The sequence below is a fragment of the Ruegeria sp. AD5 genome (assembly GCF_056542345.1).
In genome coordinates this window covers 1,022,135-1,044,144 of record NZ_JBQFZR010000002.1, presented here as the reverse complement: position 1 = coordinate 1,044,144, position 22,010 = coordinate 1,022,135, and the positions used below count along the sequence as shown (strand labels likewise).

The following is a 22,010-nucleotide window of genomic DNA, read 5'->3' as shown; positions in this document are numbered from 1 at the left end:
GGGACGACGTAACACTTGTCCAGTCGCCACTTTTGAGGTCGGAATATTTATATGTCAGAAAGACTTAAGGGAAAAAGCGTCCTGGTCACAGCCGCCGCACAGGGGATCGGACTTGCAAGCGCAATTGCAATGGCAAGAGAGGGTGCAAAGGTCTATGCGACGGATATTAACCCTGAACAACTGAATTTGATTCGCGGTCAGAATCTCGAAAATCTCGAAATTTTCGAGATGGATGTTACGAATAATGACAGCATTCATCATGGGGTCGCGCGAGCGAAGCCGGACGTTTTGTTCAACTGCGCAGGGTTCGTGCATCACGGAACTATTCTGGATGCAACCGATGAAGAGTGGGATTTTGCCATGGACCTTAATGTGCGCTCAATGGTGCGCACGACAAAGGCTGTATTGCCGGGAATGCTAGAGCGCGGAGGAGGCTCGATAATCAATATGTCTTCCGCGCTGGGTTCCATAATCGGTGCGCCAAATCGTTTTGTATATGGAACGACAAAAGCCGCTGTTGTTGGGCTGACGAAATCGGTAGCCGTGGACTTCATAACAAAAGGAATCCGGTGCAATTGCATTTGTCCGGGAACAGTCGACAGTCCCAGTTGGCGTGACCGCGTAGATGCGTTGGGCGAGCAACTGGGCAGCAGAGAAGAGGCCCTTGCACAATTTGTGGCGCGTCAGCCTATGGGGCGTGTAGCGAAAGCAGAAGAGATTGCTGCATTGGTCGTCTATCTGGCGAGCGATGAAAGTGCATTCACCACAGGACACACGCACATAATTGACGGGGGTTGGTCAGGCCAATGACAAAAGTATCAAAAAACGATTTGCGATCTCGCAAGTGGTTCATGAATTCTGAGAACCTTGAGATGACGGCATTGTATCTGGAAAGATACCTGAATTACGGATTGACCCGTGAGGAACTGCAATCAGGCAAACCGATCATTGGCATTGCTCAGACCGGCAGTGATTTGAGCCCCTGTAATCGGCATCATATCGAATTGTCCAAACGTGTTCGCGATGGAATCATCGCCGCCGGGGGAACGTGCATCGAAATACCGGTCCATCCGATACAAGAGACCGGTAAACGGCCAACGGCGTCACTCGATCGCAACCTGGCTTATCTGTCCTTGGTTGAGAGTCTATTCGGGTATCCGATTGATGGCGTTGTTCTGAACATTGGTTGCGACAAGACCACGCCCGCGCTTCTTATGGCCGCTGCGACCGTCAACATCCCAGCGATTGCCCTGTCGGTCGGCCCCATGCTCAACGGTTGGTGGAAAGGTGAACGCGCCGGATCGGGAACGGTTATTTGGAAAGCGCGCGAAGACCTTGCGGCTGACGAAATTGACACCGATGAGTTCATGGAAATCGCAGCCGCCGCAGCACCTTCCGTGGGTTATTGCAATACGATGGGAACAGCAACGACCATGAATTCGCTTGCTGAGGCCTTGGGTATGCAATTGCCCGGATCAGCAGCCATTCCAGCCCCGTATAGAGAGCGCGGTCAAATCAGTTATGAAACGGGTAAACGCATTGTGGACATGGTCTGGGAGGATCTACGCCCGAGCGATGTGATGACACGTCAGGCTTTTGAGAATGCGATTGTTATCAACTCTGCGATTGGCGGATCGACGAACGCGCCGATCCACCTGAATGCAATCGCCCGGCATCTTGGTGTTCCGTTGACCAACGATGACTGGCAGAAACTTGGCCACGACGTTCCACTGTTGGTTAACATGCAGCCAGCGGGTAAGTATCTGGGCGAAGACTACCAACAGGCCGGAGGTGTACCCGCCGTTGTCGGAGAGCTTCTTGATGCTGGATTGCTGCCGCATCCCGATGCGATAACGGTGAACGGCAAGACAATGGGCGACAATTGCTCGGCACGCCGGTCTCAGAATAGCGACGTAATCAAGCCCGTCAGTAACCCGGTTAAGCAACAGGCGGGGTTCATCAATCTCTCGGGCAACCTGTTCGAGAGTGCGATTATGAAGACGTCTGTGATCTCACAGGCATTTCGAGAGACCTACCTGTCGAACCCGGATGATCCGGATGCATTTGAGGGCAGGGCGGTTGTGTTTGATGGGCCTGAGGACTTTCACCATCGGATTGATGATCCTGCAGAAAACATCGACGCAAACTGTATTCTGATTATGCGCGGAGCGGGACCAAAAGGATACCCTGGTGCTGCAGAGGTCGTGAACATGCGGCCGCCCTCATATTTGTTGAAACAGGGCATCGAAGCCCTTCCTTGCATCGGTGATGGACGGCAATCCGGTACATCAGGAAGTCCGTCTATCCTGAATGCCTCACCCGAAGCTGCAGAGGGTGGTGGATTGGCTTTGGTGCGAAATGGTGACCGACTGCGCATCGATCTTGGCAAAGGCACAGCAGATATGCTGGTTTCGCTCGAAGAACTGCATCAACGCGCCCGCGATCTGGAGGCAAAGGGTGGTTATTCAACCCCGCCCAACCAATCCCCGTGGCAGGAATTATTCCGCGAAAAAGTAGATCAGTTGGATCGCGGTATGACGCTCAAGGGTGCAGAAAACTACCGCGATATCGCGCGAGGCTTCATGCCACGCGATAACCACTAAAAGGAACAGAAATGAAACTTGTTCGTTACGGAGCCAAGGGCTCGGAAAAGCCAGCCTTGGTCGACTCTGAGGGTCAATTGCGGGATCTGTCCGCTCATATCAATGATATCACGGGGGATATGTTGGATGACGGAACGCTTGATAACCTGCGGTCATTGGATCCGAACAACCTGCCAATTGTAGAGGGTGACCCTCGTATCGCGCCGTGTGTCGGTGACATCGGTAAATTTCTTTGCATCGGTTTGAACTACTCGGACCATGCTGCAGAAACCGGCGCAGATATTCCCGAGCATCCGATACTTTTTTTCAAGGCGAATTCGGCTGTCATAGGTGCCTATGACGATGTTGTTATGCCGCGGGGGTCTACACATACCGACTGGGAATGCGAACTGGGGGTCGTCATTGGTAAGACGGCCAAATACGTTTCCAAGGCCGACGCGCTCGATTATGTTGCGGGCTATTGCATCGTAAATGACGTGTCGGAAAGGCATTTTCAAACGCAACTGACCGGTCAATGGACCAAAGGAAAATCCTGCGACACATTTGGCCCTACCGGCCCGTGGCTAGTGACCCGGGAAGAGGTGCCGGATCCTCAGAGTCTTGGTATGTTGCTGGATGTAAACGGTCAGCGCATGCAAACCGGGAATACTGCCACGATGATCTTTTCCGTTGCCGAGATCATTGAGCATCTAAGCCAACTTTTTACGCTGCACCCCGGTGACGTCATTTCAACCGGAACACCGCCCGGTGTTGGAATGGGGATCAAACCGGAACCAGTTTATCTGAAAAAGGGCGACGTCATGGAGCTTCGTATCGATGGGCTTGGTGTTCAGCGGCAAAAGGTCGGCCAAGATGACTGAATTGTTGCAAATCGGAGGGATCACTGAACGGATGCGAGAACGCCTGTCCTCAGTGTTCAATATTCAACAATTGGACGATTTCAACGCGGAAAGTATTACGCATATCGTAACGAACGGGCATGATGGCGTTCCGCATGACCTAATGATTTCACTCAGTAATCTGAAGATGATCAGCGTCTATGGAGTCGGCTACGACGCCGTCGACGCTAATGCTGCGGCTGAGCGTGGGATTGTTGTGACGCACACGCCCAATGTGTTGAACAAAGAAGTCGCAACCACCGCCGTTCTGCTGTTGCTGTCATGTTATCGAGAGCTCATACGTGACGATGATTACGTCCGGTCCGGGCGATGGGAAGTTGAAGGTAATGCCCCTTTGACGCGATCAGCGGACAATCAAAAAATAGGCATTCTTGGTCTTGGTCGCATTGGTCAGGCGATTGTTGATAAGTTGGAGCCGTGGGCACCCGAAATCTCATATCACACCCGCAATCAAAAGGATGTCCCGTACCGATATTTCGACAATTTGGTTGAAATGGCAGAGCATGTGAACGTTCTCATATGCATCACGCCTGGCGGCCCGTCGACCAATAGGCTGGTCAACGCTGAGGTGTTGCGCGCGTTGGGGGCAGGCGGCACTCTGATAAACGTTAGTCGAGGTTCGGTTGTCGACGAAACTGCCTTAATTACTGCATTGCAAAATGGTGAGCTCGGGTGGGCAGGGCTTGATGTCTTCGAGGACGAACCGCGCGTTCCAAAAGCATTGCGCGAGTTGTCCAATGTCGTTCTGCTCCCTCACGCTGGTAGCGCGACTTTTGAGACGCGTGCAGCAATGGGTGACCTGACTGTCGACAATCTGCTGCAACACCATAAGGACGGATCGGTGATCACAGCTGTGCCGGAATGCAGAGATCTGTAATAGGCCAATCTGAAAAGTGTTTGAGTTTGCTGTCGCGGTTTTCTTTCTGCTGATTACGCCGGGCCCGGGTGTTCTAACAACCGCGGGTATTGGATCAGCATTTGGTTTTCGAGCTGGACTCGCCTTTGTGGCTGGTCTGATGCTGGGCGGTTTCATCAACATGATGTTAGTTGTCTCTGGAGTCGCTGCGGTTGCTTTGGCTGTACCGGTGCTTAGAACTTTGTTGCTATTCGCCTCTGTCGGGTATCTGGTATTTCTCGCCTGGCGTATTGCCAGCGCCGGCTCAAAGGTCGGATTTTCTCCTGCGGTTTCGCCGCTTGGTTTTGCGAACGGTCTGACACTTCAGTTCATCAATCCCAAGGCTTACGTGGTCGGCACTGCATTGTTTTCAGGGTTTGCCTTTTTGCCCGATGCGCCCGTTTGGGAGGTCGTCATAAAAATCGTAGTATTCAATATGATTTGGGTTCCAGTGCACATGATCTGGCTGGGTGCTGGCGCAAAGCTGGGTAGCCTTGATTTAAGCGAGAGATCGCATCAAAGGATCAATATTGCGATGGCCGCTTCATTAATGGTGGTTGTGGTGATTGCCTTGGGGTCGGCGCTATGAACGATATCTAAGTCGGTCTTACTTAGCAGGCGATTGGAAGCTGCAGATCAAAGTGACGCCGTTATTCCACCATCGACATAGAGAGTATGACCATTGACGAAACTGGATGCAGGGGAAGCAAGGAAAATGGCGGCGCCGACAAGTTCTTCTACATTGCCCCAGCGACCGGCCGGGGTACGTTTCTCAAGCCATGAGCTAAACTCTGGGTCGGCAACCAAGGCGGCGTTCAAAGGTGTATCGAAATATCCAGGCGCAATGGCATTGCAGTTTAGACCATACTTAGCCCAATCAGTTGCCATTCCTTTTGTAAGATTGGTCACGGCGCCTTTTGTCGCCGTGTAAGGCGCAATACCCGGTCTTGCTAATGCGGATTGAACCGACGCAATGTTAATGATCTTACCAGACTTTCTTTCAATCATGTGCCGTGCCACAGCCTGACCGACGTGAAAGACGGACGCTACATTTGTCTGTAGCAGGCGCTCGAAGGCATCAGCGGGGAAATCCTGTAACTCCGTCCTGTGTTGCATTCCGGCGTTGTTTATCAGGATGTCTATTGGGCCGACTTTTTCTTCAAAGTCGTCCACAGCAGATCGGACACCTTCATGATCGGTTGCATCGAACGAAAGTTCGCGTACCGAGGCACCTGTTTCGCTCAGCTCGGATGCTGCTGCCGCTAGTTTAGTGGCATCGCGTCCGTTCAAAACGACCTCCGCACCGGCAGCAGCCAAACCACGAGCCAACGCAAATCCAATGCCTTGGCTAGAGCCTGTTACGAGCGCGCGTGTTCCCTCTAGGCTAAACATTTCAAGCGTCATGCAAAAATCCCTTGGTTGTCAGCACCGACTATCCGTATCTTTTGGCAATCTGTATAGGGAGTCCGTGCAATGTCTTCGGCCAGTGTTGCTGTTGTTATCCATGCCGCAAAAGATCTGAGGTTGGAAAACCGGGATGTGCACGACGTGGGGCCAGACGAAGTCTTGATTGCCATGCGCGCGGGAGGGATTTGCGGCTCTGACCTGCATTATTATAACCACGGTGGTTTTGGCGCGATCAAGTTGCGTCAACCGATGGTGCTTGGACACGAAATCGCCGGGGAAATAGTGAGAGTTGGGTCAAGTGTGCAGGGGTTGTATTTAGGTCAACTGGTTGCAGTTTCTCCATCCCGACCTTGCCAAGCCTGCATTTATTGTCTGAACGGGCAGCAAAACCACTGTCTTGATATGAAGTTCTATGGCAGCGCGATGCCGTTCCCGCATATCCAAGGCGCTTTTCAAAGCAAACTCGTAGCGAAAGCCAGTCAATGCGTTCCAGCAGATGGGTTAAGTCCTGCGCAGGCCGCTATGGCCGAACCTTTGGCGGTCTGTTTGCACGCGATTAAACAAGCCGGGAGCCTCTTAGGTAAAACGGTACTTATCACGGGATGCGGTCCAATCGGCTGCCTCACGATCTTGGCGGCGCGTCGTTCTGGGGCGGCCAGAATAGTGGCGACGGATATCTCGGACCAGACCCTCGCTCTGGCGCGTGAATGCGGGGCAGACGATGTCATCAACACCTACACCGATCCGCAAAAACTGGAGCAGTTTGAAAACGACAAGGGTCAGGTTGATGTACAACTGGAGTGTTCCGGGGCTCAATCGGCTCTGGCTTCTGGCGTCGCATGCTTGCGACCGGGTGGAACATTGGTTCAGCTTGGTCTGGGCGGAGATATGACTGTGCCGATGCAGGCGTTGACTGCAAAAGAGATAGTGCTTCGCGGGTCTTTCCGTTTCCATTCCGAGTTCTCAGTCGCGGTCGAGATGATGCGAAGCGGACTAATAAACGTCGACCAGTTGGTGACGCATTCCTTCGAGGTAGGCGAGGCCATCACTGCTTTCGAGGTCGCGTCTGATCGAACCCAATCAATGAAGGTGCAGTTAACGTTTCCAGAAAATGACGATGGATAGACGAATGAGTGATATTGCAAAGACTTATGAAAGAGACGGTTTCGTAGCTCCGCTGGATATCCTGACAGCTTCTGAGGTCCAAGCGCTGCGCAATGATTTTGAGAAAGCCGAGCGCATTCTCAGAGACGACCCAGATAAACTCAAGCTTCTATATTCTTATCCGGACAGGCTGATACCATCATTCGATGCACTACTTCGCCATCCGAAGCTGATTGAGGCTGCTTCAACGGTGTTAGGGCCGGACCTCATGGTTTGGAGCGGTGCACTTTTCGTAAAAGAAGCGCGATCATCGAAGATAGTCTCGTGGCACCAAGACTTGACCTATTGGGGATTGGATGATGCTGAAGAGGTTACCTGTTGGGTTGCGATTTCAGAAGCGTCTGAGCAAAGCGGGTGTATGAAGTTTGTTCCTGGCAGCCACAAAAGCCGTATCGTGCCTCACGTGGACACTTTCAGCGAAAACAATCTGTTATCACGTGGGCAGGAAATCGCAGTCGATGTGAACGAAAAAGATGCAGTTGCTGCCGAATTGCGTGCGGGGCAGGCATCCATGCATCACGGGCATCTCTTTCACGCATCCGGGCCCAATAACACAGACGATAGACGCATTGGTGCGGCGTTGCGTTTCATAAAGCCTTCAATGAAACAGCAGAATGGCGTGAAAACTTTGGTTGCGCTAGTCGCAGGGCGAGATGATTTTGGGCATTTTTTACTTGCGTCCTCCCCTCAGGGCTTTTTGCATGAGCACGATTTCGTTTTGTGTCAAAGGGATGCAGACCGCAAGAAACAAATACTCTTCGCCGGAGTGTAATGGTTCCCTTCGCAAGCTCAGAACCAATTTTATTTCGACCCAAAAGCCGACCTGAAGCGCGAAAACTGGTGGACTTACAAGTGTTATCATCGTCGCTCAGCTTTTCTTCCATCGGGTAAAAAGCTGAAGAGGTAGTCTACGGCAAGCTCGAAATTAGACTATTCATCGCTAGCTCATAAGGCATTCTGTTTGGTCTTGTCAGAAGAAGTTTGCTTAAGCGGGGTAGGGGTGTTGCGTAGCTTTTGCGCATGACCAGACCTGCCTCTTCAAGTACTTCAAAACCAGCCCAGAGATCATCCGCCTTGCGGTGATGCTATACATCCGATTCCCGCTCTCGCTTCGGAATGTCGAAGATCTGCTGCACGAGCGAGGCATCGACGTGAGCCACGAAACTGTCCGATATGGGTGGAACAGGTTCGGTCCGATCTTCGCCTCTGAGATCAGACAAAAGCGGGTGCAACAACTGCGTGAATTCTCGAATTGGAGGTGGCAGGTGGACGAGGTTTTCGTGAAGGTGATTGGCAAGAAACATTACCTCTGGCGGGCCGTAGATCATGAGGGCGAAGTGCTGGAAGCCGTTGTCACCAAACGTCGAAGCAAAGCTGCAGCATTGAAATTTCTAAAGAAATTGATGAATCGACACGGCCAAGCGGAAGCCGTCGTCACGGATCGCTTCGCCGGATACAGAGTCGCGGTCAGAGAGCTGGGCACGCTCGAAAAACAACCGACGGGTAGATGGCTCAACAACCGGGTCGAGAACTCGCACCTGCCGTATCAACAATGCGAGCGCGCGATGCAGGGTTTAAGGCGCATTCGAAGTTTACAGAATTTCGCTTCCGACCATTCCTCCGTATACAACCACTTTAACCAGGAAAGATCCCTCACCAGCCGAGACTCCTTCAAGCTGACGCGAACCGCCGCTCTTGACGAGTGGCGTCAACTTTGTTCCGGATAGGTTCACGATTTTGCGTCAAATTGAGACTGGTTAAAATTCGTCTGACAGCACCTGCATCCAAATCAATGGGTCCAGAGCCTAGCTGAGATTGGTTCATATTTGTTCTACTGCGTTATCTTTCCATGTTGGCCCACGTTTAGGGTTCCCTTCTCCTGCACCTCTGCGTACACGCCCATATCCATGTGGCCCAAGTGTTTTCGAATAAGGAACGGGATTTTCAGGTCTCGTTCGGCTGTTTGAGGGTTAACTTCGGTAGCGGCACATCTTTTTGTTCGCGAAATTATCTTTAGCTTCACATCGCCAAAGGCCAAGGTTGAGCCGACAGAGTCTAACTCGGAAAATGGAGGTGGTCCGTCCAATTCAATATTTGCACGAAACCTTGCCGGGTGTATTTCCACATTGAGCTCTCTACTAAGTGCATCAACAGACGCTAGGTTGAGAACGGAAATTGCGTTCATCATTTTTGGCGACACGACCGAAACGTCTGTGAATCGATGCGGATGGGAAGAGACAAACACTGGCGGTTCGGGGTCTCTTAAGTCGAGTGTGGTATTGAGGAAACTCGCCGCGTCCAATTGCCCGTTTGGCTCACTCATATCGAAGTGGAGAGTTTTCCTTCCGTGCTTAATTTCCAGCAATTGAGTTTGAGCGTCGAATTTGGTTTGCAGTCCAGCCAGTCTTGCTTCGTTCAAAAGCACAACAAAGCGGTCTTTTCTCAATGGTTTTGGATCTCGAGGGTCGAAACCGGAGTTGTAGCGGGCAAAGCCGAATAGGCGGTCACCAGGAATGCCTTCACCCGCTCGCAGGTTTATGGTGCTTAGTGGTTCCGGGCTCAAACCTTTGATCGGGTAGCGGTTCATCCGGACAATGGTGAGTTTACTCATAATTGGGGTCCTGGCTTGTCGAGATATCCGGGTGGTGGGGCTAGCAAGCGCCCTCCTAGCGATCCTACATTGGAATCTTGGTCGAACGGCAAGAATTGGGCTTCGGCACAATCATGGATAGACTCGGGTTGGCAATGCAATACCGTCGGTGCCTTGATTTGAAGAATTGGCGCGTTTGATTTCGAATTCCTTCTTCCTTTGCGCTTGATGGTCCTGAGTGATCGAGAGGAAGAAAAATATAGTAAAAGCATATTATTACTGGGATACGTTGATGTGTTGGCGGTGATTTTGAGGTACGAACCTCAAAATTTTCTGGACTTGAGGTGCGTACCTCAAATAGCCTTATAGACATGCCGCGATTCGCACATCCTCGAATGACGGCGCAAAAAAAGGGAGGAATGGATGACTTACTCAAAACTGGCCTCGGCCAGCGCAATAGTCCTTGCCGCTACTACTCTTTCTACAAGGGCATATGCCGAAGACCTGACACTGTGTTGGGCAGCATGGGACCCGGCCAACGCTCTAGTTGAGCTTTCAAAAGAATTCGAAGCTGAGTCCGGCCATACTATGAACTTCGAGTTTGTGCCGTGGCCAAATTTTGCGGACCGGATGCTGAATGAGCTGAACTCTGGGGGTAAGCTCTGTGACCTGTTGATCGGAGATAGTCAGTGGATCGGCGGGGGCGCTGAAAACGGCCATTATGTAAAACTGAATGATTTCTTCGATGCCGAGAGCATCAGCATGGACGATTTCGCGCCGGCAACGGTTTACGCCTATTCGACATGGCCCAAAGGTACTCCGAACTACTACGCATTGCCCGCAATGGGGGATGCAAACGGCTGGTTCTATCGCAAGGACTGGTTCGAGAATCCGGACATCCAAGATGCGTACAAGGAAGCAACAGGGCAAGATTTGCGTGAACCTCAGTCTCAGAAAGAATTGCTGCAAATCGCGCAGTTTTTCCAGGGTCGTGAGATCGATGGAAAGACGGTCTACGGTGCGGCGATCTTTACTGAGCGTGGGTCGGAAGGGATCACCATGGGTGTGACCGGAGCGCTCTATCCGTGGGGCTTCAAATATGAAAACACACCAGGATCCTACGATATGGAGGGTGCCGTAAACTCGCCCGAAGCAGTCGAAGCGCTAGAGTTTTACAAAGAATTCTACAAAACAGCGACACCCCCAGGATACACAAACTCCTACATGGGAGAGAGCTTGGACGCCTTTAAGTCCGGTCAAGTCGCCATGGCTATGAACTGGTTCGCGTTCTTCCCAGGTCTCTATGCCGATCCCAATACCGGTGGTGACAAGATCGACTTCTTCGTGAACCCACCACAAAATCAGGCAGGCTCGACACTGGGCGGACAAGGTATCTCTGTTGTCAGCTACTCTGACAAACAGGACGCCGCGCTTGAGTACATTAAGTGGTTCGCGCAGCCAGAAGTTCAGGCCAAATGGTGGGAACTAGGCGGCTACTCAGCACATAATTCGGTGCTGGAAGATCCTGGTTTCGTAGACAGCCAACCGTTCGCCGGTGACTTCCTGGAAGCAATGGCCGGGGTGCAGGATTTCTGGCAAGAGCCTGCCTACGCGGAACTGCTGCTGGCAATGCAGAAGCGCATCCACGACTACGTGGTTGCCGACCAAGGCACAGCTCAAGAAGCGCTTGATCTTCTGATCGAAGATTGGACGGAAGTCTTCGAAGACGAAGGCAAGCTTTAGTCCGGACACAGGCAGGAGCGGGTGCAAACCCGCTCTACCTTCACCCGTGAGTCCTAAACCAACAAGAACTGGCAAAGAGATGTCTGACAGGACCGTAGATCGCGTTGCGCAGGCAACGCCCGAGCGAGTTGCGCGAAAAATTCGGGGGTTATCCGACCGCGCGATCGCCTGGGTATTCATCTCCCCAACGATATTTCTACTGCTGGCGATCAATATCTTCCCTTTGATCTGGACCATCCAACTGAGCTTTACCAACTACAAGGCCAACCGGATCGGCCGTGAAGTCAAAGATGTCGGGCTCAGGAATTACGAGCGTATCCTGACGGACTCGGACACCTGGCTGAACATGCAGGCGACGGCGCATTTCCTGTTCTGGACGATCTTTTTTCAGGTGCTGATCGGATTTACTCTGGCGTGGTTGATCAACAAGAAATTCAAGGGCAACGATCTTTGGACCACGATTATCGTGCTGCCAATGATGCTGTCCCCGGCGGTTGTCGGGAACTTCTGGAAGTTCCTGTATCAACCTCAAATCGGACTGTTTAACTACATCGTGTCCTGGTTTACCGGCAAGGACCCGTCGAGCTTTGAAATGCTGGGATCCGTGACGTTGGCTCCGTGGGCAATCGTGATTGTCGACACCTGGATGTGGACCCCCTTCGTGATGCTTATCTGTCTGGCCGGGCTGCGCAGTATTCCCGATTACATCTACGAGGCAGCTGAGATCGACAGGGCCAGCAAGCTGCGCCAGTTCTTTACGATTACCATCCCGATGGTCCTGCCATTCCTCATGTTGGCGGTGCTGTTTAGAGGGATCGAGAACTTCAAGATGTTCGACCTGGTGGTACAGCTAACCGGCGGTGGGCCGGGGTCTGTTACGGAACTCACTTCGATCAACCTGAAACGCGAAGCCTTTGAGAAATGGCGCACGGGCTATGCCTCGGCCTATGCGATTATCCTTTTCGTCACCGTGTTCGGCCTTGCGTCGATCTACGTCAAAGCTCTGAACAAGGTGAAACAGAGATGAGCAGTTTTTCCGTCACCGAACCTTCGAACCGTTCAAAGTGGATCGCCGGGTTTCTGGTTATCACCTATGCGCTGATCACGATGATCCCGCTGGTTTGGATTTTGCTAACTGGCTTCAAGTCTCCAGCCGACGCGATCAGCTATCCGCCCAAGGTTGTCTTTGACCCAACGCTTGAAGGCTATGTTAATCTCTTCACCACTCGCACACGGCAGACGCAGGAGTTCCTGGAAGCAAACCCGCCACAGAACTGGGCCGATGAGATCGTCCGCCAATACGACATGGTGATTGTCGGGCCATCCAAGTTTGGCGAGCGTTTTATGAATTCGGTGATCATCGGGTTTGGATCGACGTTCCTAAGCATCTTCCTTGGCACCTTGGCTGCTTATGCATTCAGCCGTTTCAAGGTGCCGCTCAAGGATGACCTTCTGTTCTTCATCCTCAGTACGAGAATGATGCCCCCGGTTGCCGTTGCGATCCCAATCTTCCTGATGTTCAGAAACCTCGGTCTAAGCGACACGCATTTGGGGATGATCCTTCTCTATACGGGTGTGAACATCTCGTTGGCTGTTTGGCTGCTGAAAGGGTTCATCGACGAAATCCCGCGAGAGTACGAGGAAGCGGCACTAATAGACGGCTACACCCGGTTTCAGGCGTTTTACAAAGTTGTACTGCCGCAGGCTGCGACGGGTATCGCTTCGACAGCGATCTTCTGCCTTATCTTTGCATGGAACGAGTATGCGTTTGCCGTGTTGCTGACATCCGCGAATGCGCAGACCGCGCCGCCCTTTATTCCCACCATCATCGGGATCGGTGGGCTGGATTGGCCTGCAGTTGCGGCTGGTGCCACGATATTCCTGATTCCGGTCATGATTTTCACCATCCTGATGCGCAAACACCTGCTGCGCGGGATCACATTCGGAGCGGTGCGCAAATGAGCGAGTTTCTATCAGGATTAATGCGTTTTCGCCGAGGCCCATGGGAGATGGTCGCGACCATCCTCATCGCGGTCGGCGTATTTATGCTGATGCAACCGTTCGTCCTTTGGGCGTTCACTTATTCCTTCATCGTTACGCTGATCGGAACTGTCATGTTCATCATCGTCAGCCATTTTCCGGAGTAGAAATGGCCCAGATCGTTGTCAAAAACGTAAAGAAGATGTTCGGCGATTTCACCGCTGTGCGGGAAAGCTCGTTCACGATTGAAGATGGTGAATTCTTCATGCTGCTTGGTCCATCGGGCTGTGGCAAAACAACGACGCTGAGGATGATCGCAGGCTTGGAGCTTCCAACATCGGGTGAGATCTATCTCGACGGCGAAGAAATCAGCCAGCGACCCCCATCAGAGCGAGACATTGCATTCGTGTTCCAGATGTTTGCGCTGTATCCCCACATGAACGTGCGCAAAAATATCAGCTATCCGTTGATATCGCAGGGGATGCCGCGCTCGGCTGTTAAAGCCAAAGTGGAAGAAGTTTCCGAAATTCTGGGGATAACAGACATTCTGGACAACCCTGTCGGCGGGCTTTCTGGTGGGGACAGACAGCGCGTCGCGCTTGGACGCGCGATTGTGCGTGAACCCAAAGCATTCATGATGGACGAGCCTCTAGGCGCATTGGATGCTGAGTTTCGCGAGCATATGGCTGAGGAACTGCGTGCACTTCATGATCGCATGGGTGCGACCACGGTGTATGTCACGCACGATCAGCTGGAAGCCATGCAGATGGGCGACAAGATCGTCGTGATGAACAACGCCGAAATAGAGCAATTTGGCACGCCTCAGGAAATCTACGACAAGCCCTCGACAATGTTCGTCGCAGACTTCATTGGGTCTCCGTCAATGAATTTTTTGCCGTTTCGGGGCAAGGTCGCACCCGGCTCTGAGTTGGTCCGGTTGAACGGACACGATGAGGCTGTTCCCAAACTGATGGAAGGGGCCGAGGGAGATCTGGTGTTTGGTGTTCGTCCCGAGCACGTGTTTCTGTCCGACACAAGCGACTATAGGGCCAAAGTTCTGGCGGCAGAATACCTTGGGACAACTCAAATCGTAACGCTACAGAGTCCGAATGGAGAGCTGAAAGCCCGTATTGATGCGCGCGAGACGGTAAATCCCGGCGAAACTGTGGGTCTGGAGTTTAGGTCTCCGACCATCACGCTGTTCAAAGAGTCCACGGGCAAAGCTCTCAGGTCGGTTCTGAACGATGAGGTATTGGGTCATGGCTGAAGTCGTTCTGGAAAGCATCTCAAAGTCCTTCGGCAGCCTGAAGGCAGTCGATGATATCTCGGTTACGATCCCCGACGGCGCTTTTGTCGTGCTGCTGGGCCCGACTGGCGCCGGAAAGACGACTACACTAAGGTTGATTTCCGGGCTTGAAAAACTCGATTCCGGCTCAATTCACATAGCTGGTCGGGATGTGGGGTTTGAAACGCCCGCTCAACGTGATGTTGCGATGGTTTTCCAGCAGTACTCACTTTACCCGCATATGACGGTGCGCGAAAACCTGTCTTTTCCGCTACGATCTCCGATCCTAAAGACACCAGAAGACGAAATCACAAAGAAAGTGAATGAAGTCGCAGAGATACTTCAAATCCCGCATAAGCTGGACAACAAAGCTACCGAACTGTCCGGCGGCGAAATGCAACGGGTGTCGATTGGGCGAGCGCTGGTGCGCGATCCACAGATTTTTTTGATGGACGAGCCGCTCAGTTCGTTAGATGCCAAGCTGCGTGCGGACTTGCGAGTTGAGTTGAAGAGAATTCAGGCGGATTTGGGGTCCACGCTTCTGTACGTGACCCACGACCAGGTTGAAGCGATGACCATGGCAACGCATATCGGCGTGCTGGAAGAGGGCAGATTGGTTCAGTACGGTACGCCTCGGGACATCTATGAAAACCCGCGCAGCGTCTATGTCGCCAGCCGTTTGGGATTGCCGCGGATCAATATTCTGCCATCTCACTTGTTTGGCGGGAACCATAAAGGCCCTCAGATTGGCTTACGTCCCGAGCATATCGTGGAAGGCGAGGGCAGTGATGCTCGTGTCATCCGGGCCGAACATCTGGGTGACCAAACGCGATTGCATCTAGATTTGAACGGCCACTCGGTCGTGACCTTGATCGATGTTCATCAGGATTACCCCGCTGGGCAAACGATAAAAATAAGCCCGCACAACCCATTGTATTTTGACGCCTCTGGCGCACGCGTGACTTAAGGAGCAAAAGCATGGCCCAGTTCCTCAACACCAAAGAAACCCTTGTAACAGAGGCGATTGACGGTCTTTTGGCCGCTTCTGGCGGCGCATTGACCCGATTGGACGGCTACCCGCATATCAAGGTGGTTTACCGCTCTGATTGGGACAAATCCAAGGTGGCATTGGTGTCTGGTGGCGGGTCTGGTCACGAACCTGCTCATGCTGGGTTTGTCGGGGCTGGCATGCTGACTGCGGCTGTGTGTGGAGAGGTGTTTGCATCGCCTTCAGTTGAGGCGGTTCTTGCGGGCATTCTGGCCGTGACCGGTGAGGCGGGGTGTTTGCTAATTGTGAAAAATTACACTGGTGATCGGTTGAACTTTGGGCTTGCGGCAGAACGCGCCCGCGCCTTGGGGCGCAAGGTTGAGATGGTGGTAGTCGATGATGACATCGCCTTGCCGGATCTGCCGCAGCCGCGTGGTGTGGCCGGGACCTTGTTCGTACACAAAATTGCAGGCGCGCTTGCGGAAGATGGCGCTGACCTGGACACAGTGACCAAGGCTGCAAAAAGCGTCATCGGTAAAGTGGTCAGTATCGGGATGAGCCTCGATACCTGTACCGTTCCGGGATCTCCGAAAGAGGACAGGATTGCACCGGGCAAAGCCGAGTTGGGCTTGGGAATCCATGGCGAACCGGGTGTTGAGCAGGTGGATTTTGCCAACGCGGTCACGGCTATGTCCACCGTCGTAGGAAAGTTAAAACAACGGATTAGCTCGGGGGAATGTGTTGCGTTGGTTAACAACCTCGGGTCTACAACCCCACTGGAAATGTCCGTGTTGACGCACGCGTTATCCGAAACAGGGATGGCGCGTCACATTATCGGTCCTTCGCCAATGATGACATCTCTGGACATGCACGGATTCTCTGTTTCTGTCTTGCCCGTGAGCGAAGGCGAACTGTCGGCGCTTGAAGCTCCGGTAGCTCTCGTGGCATGGCCAGGCGTCAATTCTATTGATCCAATTCAAGTCGCGCCTTTGCCTGATGGCTTGACACCGATTGATCCTATTCCATCCAACAATCCTGCGACGAAGGAAACGATCACGCGATTGTCCGAATTGATGATAAATGCTGAGAAGGACCTGAATGAGTTAGATGCCAAGTCCGGCGATGGAGATACCGGCAGCACATTGGCAACTGCGGCCAGGGCTCTGCAGGGTAGTCTGGACCGAATGCCACTTGCGGATCTGACGCAACTTTTTCCGGCTTTGGGCAACGAACTCAGCCAAACAATGGGTGGTTCTTCAGGGGTCATTCTTGCCATCTTTTTCAATGCAGCAGGAGACGCCTGCGCCAGTGGCGCATCGATCCCGAAGTCTTTGGTGGAAGGTTTGAACCGCGTCAGCCAGGTTGGGGGCGCGAAGGTCGGCGACAGGACAATGATCGACGCGTTGGCACCCGCTTTGGACGCTCTGCCTTTGGGATTGGTCCAAGCTGCACATGCAGCGCGCGAAGGCGCGGACAGCACTGCAAATATTCACCGTGCCAAGGCCGGTCGGGCCGCTTATGTTCCCGAGGAAAACCTGATGGGAAACAACGACCCTGGCGCTGAAGCCGTCGCCTTGCTGTTCGAGGGGTTGGCGCAGGAGATTAAAGGCTGAACGACACGTGAAAGAGCAAAAACACAAACTAGAATTGGTGAACAAACCAACTGTGAATGACATTGCGCGTGTTGCGGGTGTCAGTCTGGCAACCGTTGATCGTGTCCTGAACAGACGGCCGGGCGTTCGTGCAGTGACTGTACAAAAGGTTCAACAGGCAATTAATGAGCTTGGCTATGTCCGCGACACCGCTGCAGCCAACCTTGCGAGAAAGCGTGTCTATAACTTCTTGTTTGTGCTGCCCGATAGCGACAACGAGTTTGTCGAAGCGCTTAGCAAGCAAATCGTAGAACAGTCGCGCGATCAGTTCATCGAGCGGACTCGTATGAAAATCCAACGTGTCGCTCCATTTGATCCCCAGGAAATTGTCGAAATCCTAGACGCCTTGGACATTCGGGAAGTCGATGGCGTCGCTGTCTTCGGTCCGGAAACACCGTCGGTACGTGATGCAGTGAAACGGGTCCGGGACAAAGGCGTTCCAGTCGTCGCGTTGGTGTCCGACCTCCCCAGCTCGGAGCGCGACCACTTCGTCGGAGTTGACAACGTGTCGGCTGGTCGGACTGCGGCACAGTTGATGGGGCGCTTTGTGCATCGCAAGGGAAAGTTGTTGGTCTTGACAGGCTCGCGCTTGGCACGGGATCATTTGGAACGACGGCAGGGTTTCGATCTGGTGATTGCCGAAGATTTTCCGCATCTCGAAGTTGTGGCGTCGGTCGAAGGTCGCGATGACCCTGAGCTGATTTACAAGATGATGCCCGAGATTTTTGAGACCTATCCAGATCTTGTCGGTATCTATTCTTCCGCTGCTGGCAACGCCGGTTTGATCCAGTTTCTGTCCGACAGCAAAATCAGCAAAGATCTGGTGATCATAGCCCATGAACTCACGCCGCTCAGCCGTGACGCACTAAGCCGTGGAACATTTGATGCGTTAATCTCGCAGGATTCAGGTCACTTGGTCCGATCCGCGGTCCGTCTGTTGCGCGCAACATCAGACAAGGTTCCGTTCAACAAGGCACAAGAACGTATTCGCATCGATATCTATCTGAAGGAAAATTTACCGCCATAGAGGCATCGGTTTTTGGGGAGGAGACATTATGGAAACGATCAAAGGCCCGGCGTTGTTTCTGGCACAGTTCGCCGGAGATGAAGCGCCTTTCAACTCGTGGGACACCATTACCAAATGGGCGGCGGATTGTGGGTACAGAGGCGTTCAGGTGCCCAGTTGGGACGGCCGGTTGTTTGATCTTGAAACCGCTGCCTCAAGCACGGATTACTGCGATGAATTCAAGGGCAAGGCCAAAGAGAACGGCGTCGAAGTGACGGAGTTGTCCACGCATCTTCAGGGCCAACTTGTTGCCGTGCATCCCACATACGACGCAGCATTCGACGGCTTCGCCGCCGAAAGCGTCAGGGGAAACCCAAAAGCCCGGCAGGAGTGGGCCGTTGATCAGGTTAAGAAGGCGCTGTCAGCTTCCAAAAATTTAGGGATATCAGCGCACGCGACATTCTCTGGCGCGCTCGCATGGCCTTATGTTTACCCTTGGCCGCAACGTCCTGCTGGCCTTATCGAAACAGCATTTGATGAGCTTGCCAGCCGTTGGGTCCCGATCCTGGATCACGCAGAAGATTGTGGAGTCGATGTTTGTTATGAAATCCATCCAGGCGAGGATCTGCATGATGGCGTGACCTATGAGATGTTCCTCGAACGGGCGGGCAATCATGCTCGGGCTTGTATGCTATACGACCCGTCGCATTACGTTCTGCAGTGTCTCGACTACCTGGATAATATCGACATCTACAAAGACCGAATCCGGATGTTCCATGTCAAAGACGCCGAGTTCAACCCGACCGGTCGGCAGGGCGTCTATTCTGGTTATCAAAGCTGGGTTAACCGGGCAGGGCGTTTCCGCTCGCTTGGTGATGGTCAGGTCGACTTTGGGGCCGTTTTTTCGAAAATGGCTGCAAACGATTTTGACGGCTGGGCCGTGGTCGAGTGGGAGTGCTGCTTGAAACACCCAGAAGACGGAGCGCGCGAAGGCGCGCAATTCGTTTCTGACCACATTATCCGTGTCACAGAGAAAGCATTCGACGACTTTGCGGATGGCGGCACCGATATGGCGGCCAATCGAAAAATGCTGGGGATAGACTAATGGTAACTGGACGCAGTGAAGTGAAATCAGGCCGCATTCGCCTTGGCATGGTTGGCGGCGGCACTGATGCTTTCATAGGCGGTGTGCATCGAATTGCGGCGCGCTTGGATGACAAGTTCGAGTTGGTCGCAGGTGCCTTGTCTTCAACGCCAGAAAAATCTCGAGAAAGCGGAGAAGCGTTAGGGCTCGAACGGGTCTATGACGACTTTAAGCAGATGGCGATCAGAGAAGCGCGTTTGAAATCGGGGATCGAAGCAGTCTCGATCGTCACGCCTAATCACGTTCATTACGCCGCAGCGCGAGAGTTCTTGAAGCGCGGTATTCACGTGATTTGCGACAAGCCCCTCACTTCGACCCTTGCGGATGCCAAGAAGCTCGTGAAGGCGGCAGAGAGTTCAGGCGCGCTGTTCATTCTAACCCATAACTACACCGGTTATCCAATGGTCAGGCAGGCGCGTGAGATGGTCGCCAACGGAGAGATTGGCAATATCCGCGTGGTTCAGGTTGAATATCCGCAGGACTGGTTGACCGAGCAGCAAGACTTTAAGCAAGCCGAATGGCGAACCGATCCTGAGCGTTCCGGAGCAGGGGGATCGACGGGTGACATCGGAACCCACGCCTACAATATCGCCTGCTTTGTGACAGGCTTGAAGGCGGAAAGCCTTGCGGCTGACTTGCAGGCCTTTGTTCCGGGGCGCAGGGTCGACGATAACGCACATGTCCTGCTGCGGTTCGACGGTGGCGCGCGCGGGATGCTGTGGTCGTCCCAAGTTGCCCCCGGCAACGAAAACGCACTGCGATTGCGTGTCTATGGTGAAAAAGGTGGGATCGAGTGGGCGCAGGAAGATCCAAACTATCTTTGGTTTACGCCCTATGGTGAGCCGAAACGACTGATCACCCGAAATGGGGCCGGAGCCGGGGACGCCGCCAACCGTCTGAGCAGGGTGCCTCCGGGCCATCCGGAAGGGTATCTGGAAGGTTTTGCAAATGTCTATTGTGAAGCTGCGGACGCCATAACAGCGTTTCGAAGTGGTAATTCAGCTGATCCATCGGTGATCTATCCCACTGTTCAGGATGGATTGAATGGTGTCAGGTTCGTTGCAGCTTGCGTACAAAGCTCTGAAAGAAATGCGGCTTGGGTAAAGTTGGAGTAGCGCGACAGTCGCCTTGACACTGCGTCTTCCATGATTAATTTTATCAACTAAAATAAAACTCAAAGGATGGCGCCGAATGTATCTTGGATTGGATTTGGGAACGTCGGGACTCAGAGGCATTCTGATCGATGAATCCGGTCTCGTCGTCAGCGACGCAGAAGCTGGCATTTCTACATCGACGCCAAAACCCGGCTGGTCCGAGCAGAATCCGTCAGATTGGATTAGCGCTTGCTTAGAAGTTGTCGCGAATCTCCGTGCGGACAACGAACCGGCATTCGCAAAACTTCGCGGCATTGGTCTGAGCGGACACATGCATGGTGCCACTTTATTGGATACCAGTGGAAGGGTTCTTAGGCCCTGCATTCTATGGAATGATACACGCTCGGCGGACGAGGCAAGTACACTCGACCAGATTCCACAGATGCGCACCATATCAGGAAACATCGTTTTTCCTGGCTTCACGGCCCCGAAACTGGAATGGGTGCGATCGCACGAGCCCGAGGTGTTCTCAAAAACAGCCAAGGTTCTATTGCCTAAAGACTATCTGCGGTTTTGGCTGACGGGTGAGTACATATCGGACATGTCAGACAGTGCCGGCACGTCATGGTTGGACGTAGACAATCGTCAGTGGTCGGAAACGGCTTTGGGTTTGGGTCACATGCATGCCTCGCAGATGCCGCGTCTTGTCGAAGGGAACGAACCGGCTGGCGAGTTGAAAACTGAGCTGCGGCGGGCGTGGGGGCTTTCCAATCCTGTCGTTGTGGCAGGTGGCGCAGGTGACAATGCGGCCGCCGCGTGTGGCATCGGGAGCATTCGGGACGGCGCGGGTTTTGTATCTTTGGGAACGTCCGGAGTTCTTCTTGTTGCTCGGGAAGCATATGCTCCGGCACCTGAAACTGCAGTACATTGCTTTTGCCACGCTGTTCCCGAAATGTGGATACAAATGGGGGTCATACTCTCGGCAACAAACAGTATGAATTGGTTGTCTCGCAATCTAAGTCAATCTGTGGAAAAACTGGCGTCGATGGTACCCGACAGTATAACCGGACCCTCCTCGATTGCGTTCCTACCGTACCTTTCAGGCGAGCGAACGCCGCATAACAATAGCCGTATCCGAGCAGCTTTCTTAGGCATAGATGTCGCGTCGGGCCCCGCTGAACTGACACAATCTGTGATGGAAGGCGTCGCCTTTGCGATGCGGGACTGTCTTGAAGCCTTAAAAAGCACAGGAACCGTACCGACCAACTTGATGGCTGTTGGAGGAGGTGCACGATCCAGGTTCTGGTTGGAAACAATGGCGACCGTATTGCAAGTGCCGTTGGGCTTGCCAAAAGGCAGTGATTTCGGAGCGGCGATGGGCGCAGCGCGCCTCGCTATCTGCGCGGCCAACAACGCAAACCTTGGGGACATCATGACACCGCCCAAAATTCAGGAAGTTATCGATCCACGTAACGATCTGGCCGAACACTATGAAAAGGAATATGGGCGATATCGACAGTATTACATGGCGCTGGCGCCCTTGGCGGCAGGATGACGCCT

Annotated in this window: 21 protein-coding genes; 19 read left to right on the top strand and 2 right to left on the bottom strand. The window is 53.1% G+C overall.

Annotation, left to right across the window (positions count from 1 at the left end):
* The first annotated feature begins 51 nt into the window (after positions 1 to 51).
* From ACR0JG_RS13760 to ACR0JG_RS13740, 5 genes are read left to right on the top strand one after another with little or no spacing between them, the layout of a single operon-like run.
* Positions 52 to 810 carry an SDR family oxidoreductase gene (locus ACR0JG_RS13760; protein WP_170635307.1) on the top strand — a complete coding sequence of 253 codons (759 nt, stop codon included), beginning with the start codon at positions 52 to 54 and terminating at the stop codon, positions 808 to 810.
* Positions 807 to 2,603, top strand: a complete 1,797-nt coding sequence (locus ACR0JG_RS13755; RefSeq protein WP_480570463.1) for an IlvD/Edd family dehydratase — start codon at positions 807 to 809, stop codon at positions 2,601 to 2,603. Before ACR0JG_RS13760 ends, ACR0JG_RS13755 begins: the two co-directional genes overlap by 4 nt.
* Positions 2,604 to 2,614: 11 nt before the next feature.
* Positions 2,615 to 3,463, top strand: a complete 849-nt coding sequence (locus ACR0JG_RS13750; RefSeq protein ID WP_480570460.1) for a fumarylacetoacetate hydrolase family protein — start codon at positions 2,615 to 2,617, stop codon at positions 3,461 to 3,463.
* The gene (locus ACR0JG_RS13745; RefSeq protein WP_480570457.1) at positions 3,456 to 4,379 is read left to right on the top strand and encodes a 2-hydroxyacid dehydrogenase; all 924 of its coding nucleotides are present in this window, start codon (positions 3,456 to 3,458) and stop codon (positions 4,377 to 4,379) included. The genes ACR0JG_RS13750 and ACR0JG_RS13745 overlap by 8 nt, the downstream gene beginning before the upstream one ends.
* A gap of 16 nt (positions 4,380 to 4,395) precedes the next feature.
* Complete coding sequence (locus ACR0JG_RS13740; protein WP_170403474.1) at positions 4,396 to 4,986, top strand: LysE family transporter; 591 nt, start codon at positions 4,396 to 4,398, stop codon at positions 4,984 to 4,986.
* Positions 4,987 to 5,033: 47 nt separating this feature from the next.
* Here the strand turns inward: ACR0JG_RS13740 and ACR0JG_RS13735 are convergent, their stop codons facing one another.
* Positions 5,034 to 5,801: an SDR family oxidoreductase gene (locus tag ACR0JG_RS13735; RefSeq protein ID WP_480570454.1), complete on the bottom strand. Its 768-nt coding sequence runs from the start codon at positions 5,799 to 5,801 to the stop codon at positions 5,034 to 5,036.
* Positions 5,802 to 5,870: 69 nt separating this feature from the next.
* On the opposite strand from ACR0JG_RS13735, the gene ACR0JG_RS13730 reads away from it, so the two are divergent.
* The 3 genes from ACR0JG_RS13730 (at position 5,871) to ACR0JG_RS13720 (ending at position 8,695) form a co-directional block, all read left to right on the top strand.
* Positions 5,871 to 6,929, top strand: coding sequence for an L-idonate 5-dehydrogenase (locus ACR0JG_RS13730; protein ID WP_170396195.1), 1,059 nt, complete (start codon positions 5,871 to 5,873; stop codon positions 6,927 to 6,929).
* Between the two features lie 4 nt (positions 6,930 to 6,933).
* Complete coding sequence (locus tag ACR0JG_RS13725; RefSeq protein WP_480570451.1) at positions 6,934 to 7,740, top strand: phytanoyl-CoA dioxygenase family protein; 807 nt, start codon at positions 6,934 to 6,936, stop codon at positions 7,738 to 7,740.
* A 310-nt stretch (positions 7,741 to 8,050) separates the two neighbouring features.
* A complete protein-coding gene (locus ACR0JG_RS13720) occupies positions 8,051 to 8,695 on the top strand; it encodes an IS6 family transposase (RefSeq protein ID WP_480570449.1) in 645 nt (214 codons plus the stop codon).
* A gap of 104 nt (positions 8,696 to 8,799) precedes the next feature.
* Here the strand turns inward: ACR0JG_RS13720 and ACR0JG_RS13715 are convergent, their stop codons facing one another.
* Positions 8,800 to 9,579, bottom strand: coding sequence for an MOSC domain-containing protein (locus ACR0JG_RS13715; protein WP_170403467.1), 780 nt, complete (start codon positions 9,577 to 9,579; stop codon positions 8,800 to 8,802).
* A gap of 402 nt (positions 9,580 to 9,981) precedes the next feature.
* On the opposite strand from ACR0JG_RS13715, the gene ACR0JG_RS13710 reads away from it, so the two are divergent.
* The 11 genes from ACR0JG_RS13710 to xylB all read left to right on the top strand — a co-directional run bounded on the left by ACR0JG_RS13710 (position 9,982) and on the right by xylB (position 22,005).
* Complete coding sequence (locus ACR0JG_RS13710; RefSeq protein ID WP_480570446.1) at positions 9,982 to 11,301, top strand: ABC transporter substrate-binding protein; 1,320 nt, start codon at positions 9,982 to 9,984, stop codon at positions 11,299 to 11,301.
* A gap of 79 nt (positions 11,302 to 11,380) precedes the next feature.
* Complete coding sequence (locus ACR0JG_RS13705) at positions 11,381 to 12,328, top strand: carbohydrate ABC transporter permease (RefSeq protein ID WP_480570443.1); 948 nt, start codon at positions 11,381 to 11,383, stop codon at positions 12,326 to 12,328.
* Positions 12,325 to 13,263 carry a carbohydrate ABC transporter permease gene (locus ACR0JG_RS13700; RefSeq protein ID WP_010442361.1) on the top strand — a complete coding sequence of 313 codons (939 nt, stop codon included), beginning with the start codon at positions 12,325 to 12,327 and terminating at the stop codon, positions 13,261 to 13,263. The genes ACR0JG_RS13705 and ACR0JG_RS13700 overlap by 4 nt, the downstream gene beginning before the upstream one ends.
* Complete coding sequence (locus tag ACR0JG_RS13695) at positions 13,260 to 13,448, top strand: hypothetical protein (protein WP_170399676.1); 189 nt, start codon at positions 13,260 to 13,262, stop codon at positions 13,446 to 13,448. Before ACR0JG_RS13700 ends, ACR0JG_RS13695 begins: the two co-directional genes overlap by 4 nt.
* Positions 13,449 to 13,450: 2 nt before the next feature.
* Positions 13,451 to 14,548, top strand: a complete 1,098-nt coding sequence (locus ACR0JG_RS13690) for an ABC transporter ATP-binding protein (RefSeq protein ID WP_170511808.1) — start codon at positions 13,451 to 13,453, stop codon at positions 14,546 to 14,548.
* Complete coding sequence (locus ACR0JG_RS13685; protein WP_170511811.1) at positions 14,541 to 15,533, top strand: ABC transporter ATP-binding protein; 993 nt, start codon at positions 14,541 to 14,543, stop codon at positions 15,531 to 15,533. Before ACR0JG_RS13690 ends, ACR0JG_RS13685 begins: the two co-directional genes overlap by 8 nt.
* 11 nt (positions 15,534 to 15,544) lie before the next feature.
* The gene (locus ACR0JG_RS13680) at positions 15,545 to 17,167 is read left to right on the top strand and encodes a dihydroxyacetone kinase subunit DhaK (protein WP_480570440.1); all 1,623 of its coding nucleotides are present in this window, start codon (positions 15,545 to 15,547) and stop codon (positions 17,165 to 17,167) included.
* Positions 17,168 to 17,204: 37 nt separating this feature from the next.
* Entirely contained in the window at positions 17,205 to 18,233 is a 1,029-nt protein-coding gene (locus ACR0JG_RS13675; RefSeq protein WP_480570437.1) for a LacI family DNA-binding transcriptional regulator, read from the top strand.
* A 28-nt stretch (positions 18,234 to 18,261) separates the two neighbouring features.
* Entirely contained in the window at positions 18,262 to 19,317 is a 1,056-nt protein-coding gene (locus ACR0JG_RS13670) for a sugar phosphate isomerase/epimerase family protein (RefSeq protein ID WP_480570434.1), read from the top strand.
* A complete protein-coding gene (locus ACR0JG_RS13665; protein WP_170635298.1) occupies positions 19,317 to 20,471 on the top strand; it encodes a Gfo/Idh/MocA family protein in 1,155 nt (384 codons plus the stop codon). The genes ACR0JG_RS13670 and ACR0JG_RS13665 overlap by 1 nt, the downstream gene beginning before the upstream one ends.
* A gap of 76 nt (positions 20,472 to 20,547) precedes the next feature.
* On the top strand, positions 20,548 to 22,005 hold the full coding sequence (gene xylB, locus ACR0JG_RS13660) for a xylulokinase (RefSeq protein WP_480570430.1): 1,458 nt from the start codon (positions 20,548 to 20,550) through the stop codon (positions 22,003 to 22,005).
* Positions 22,006 to 22,010: the final 5 nt, after the last annotated feature.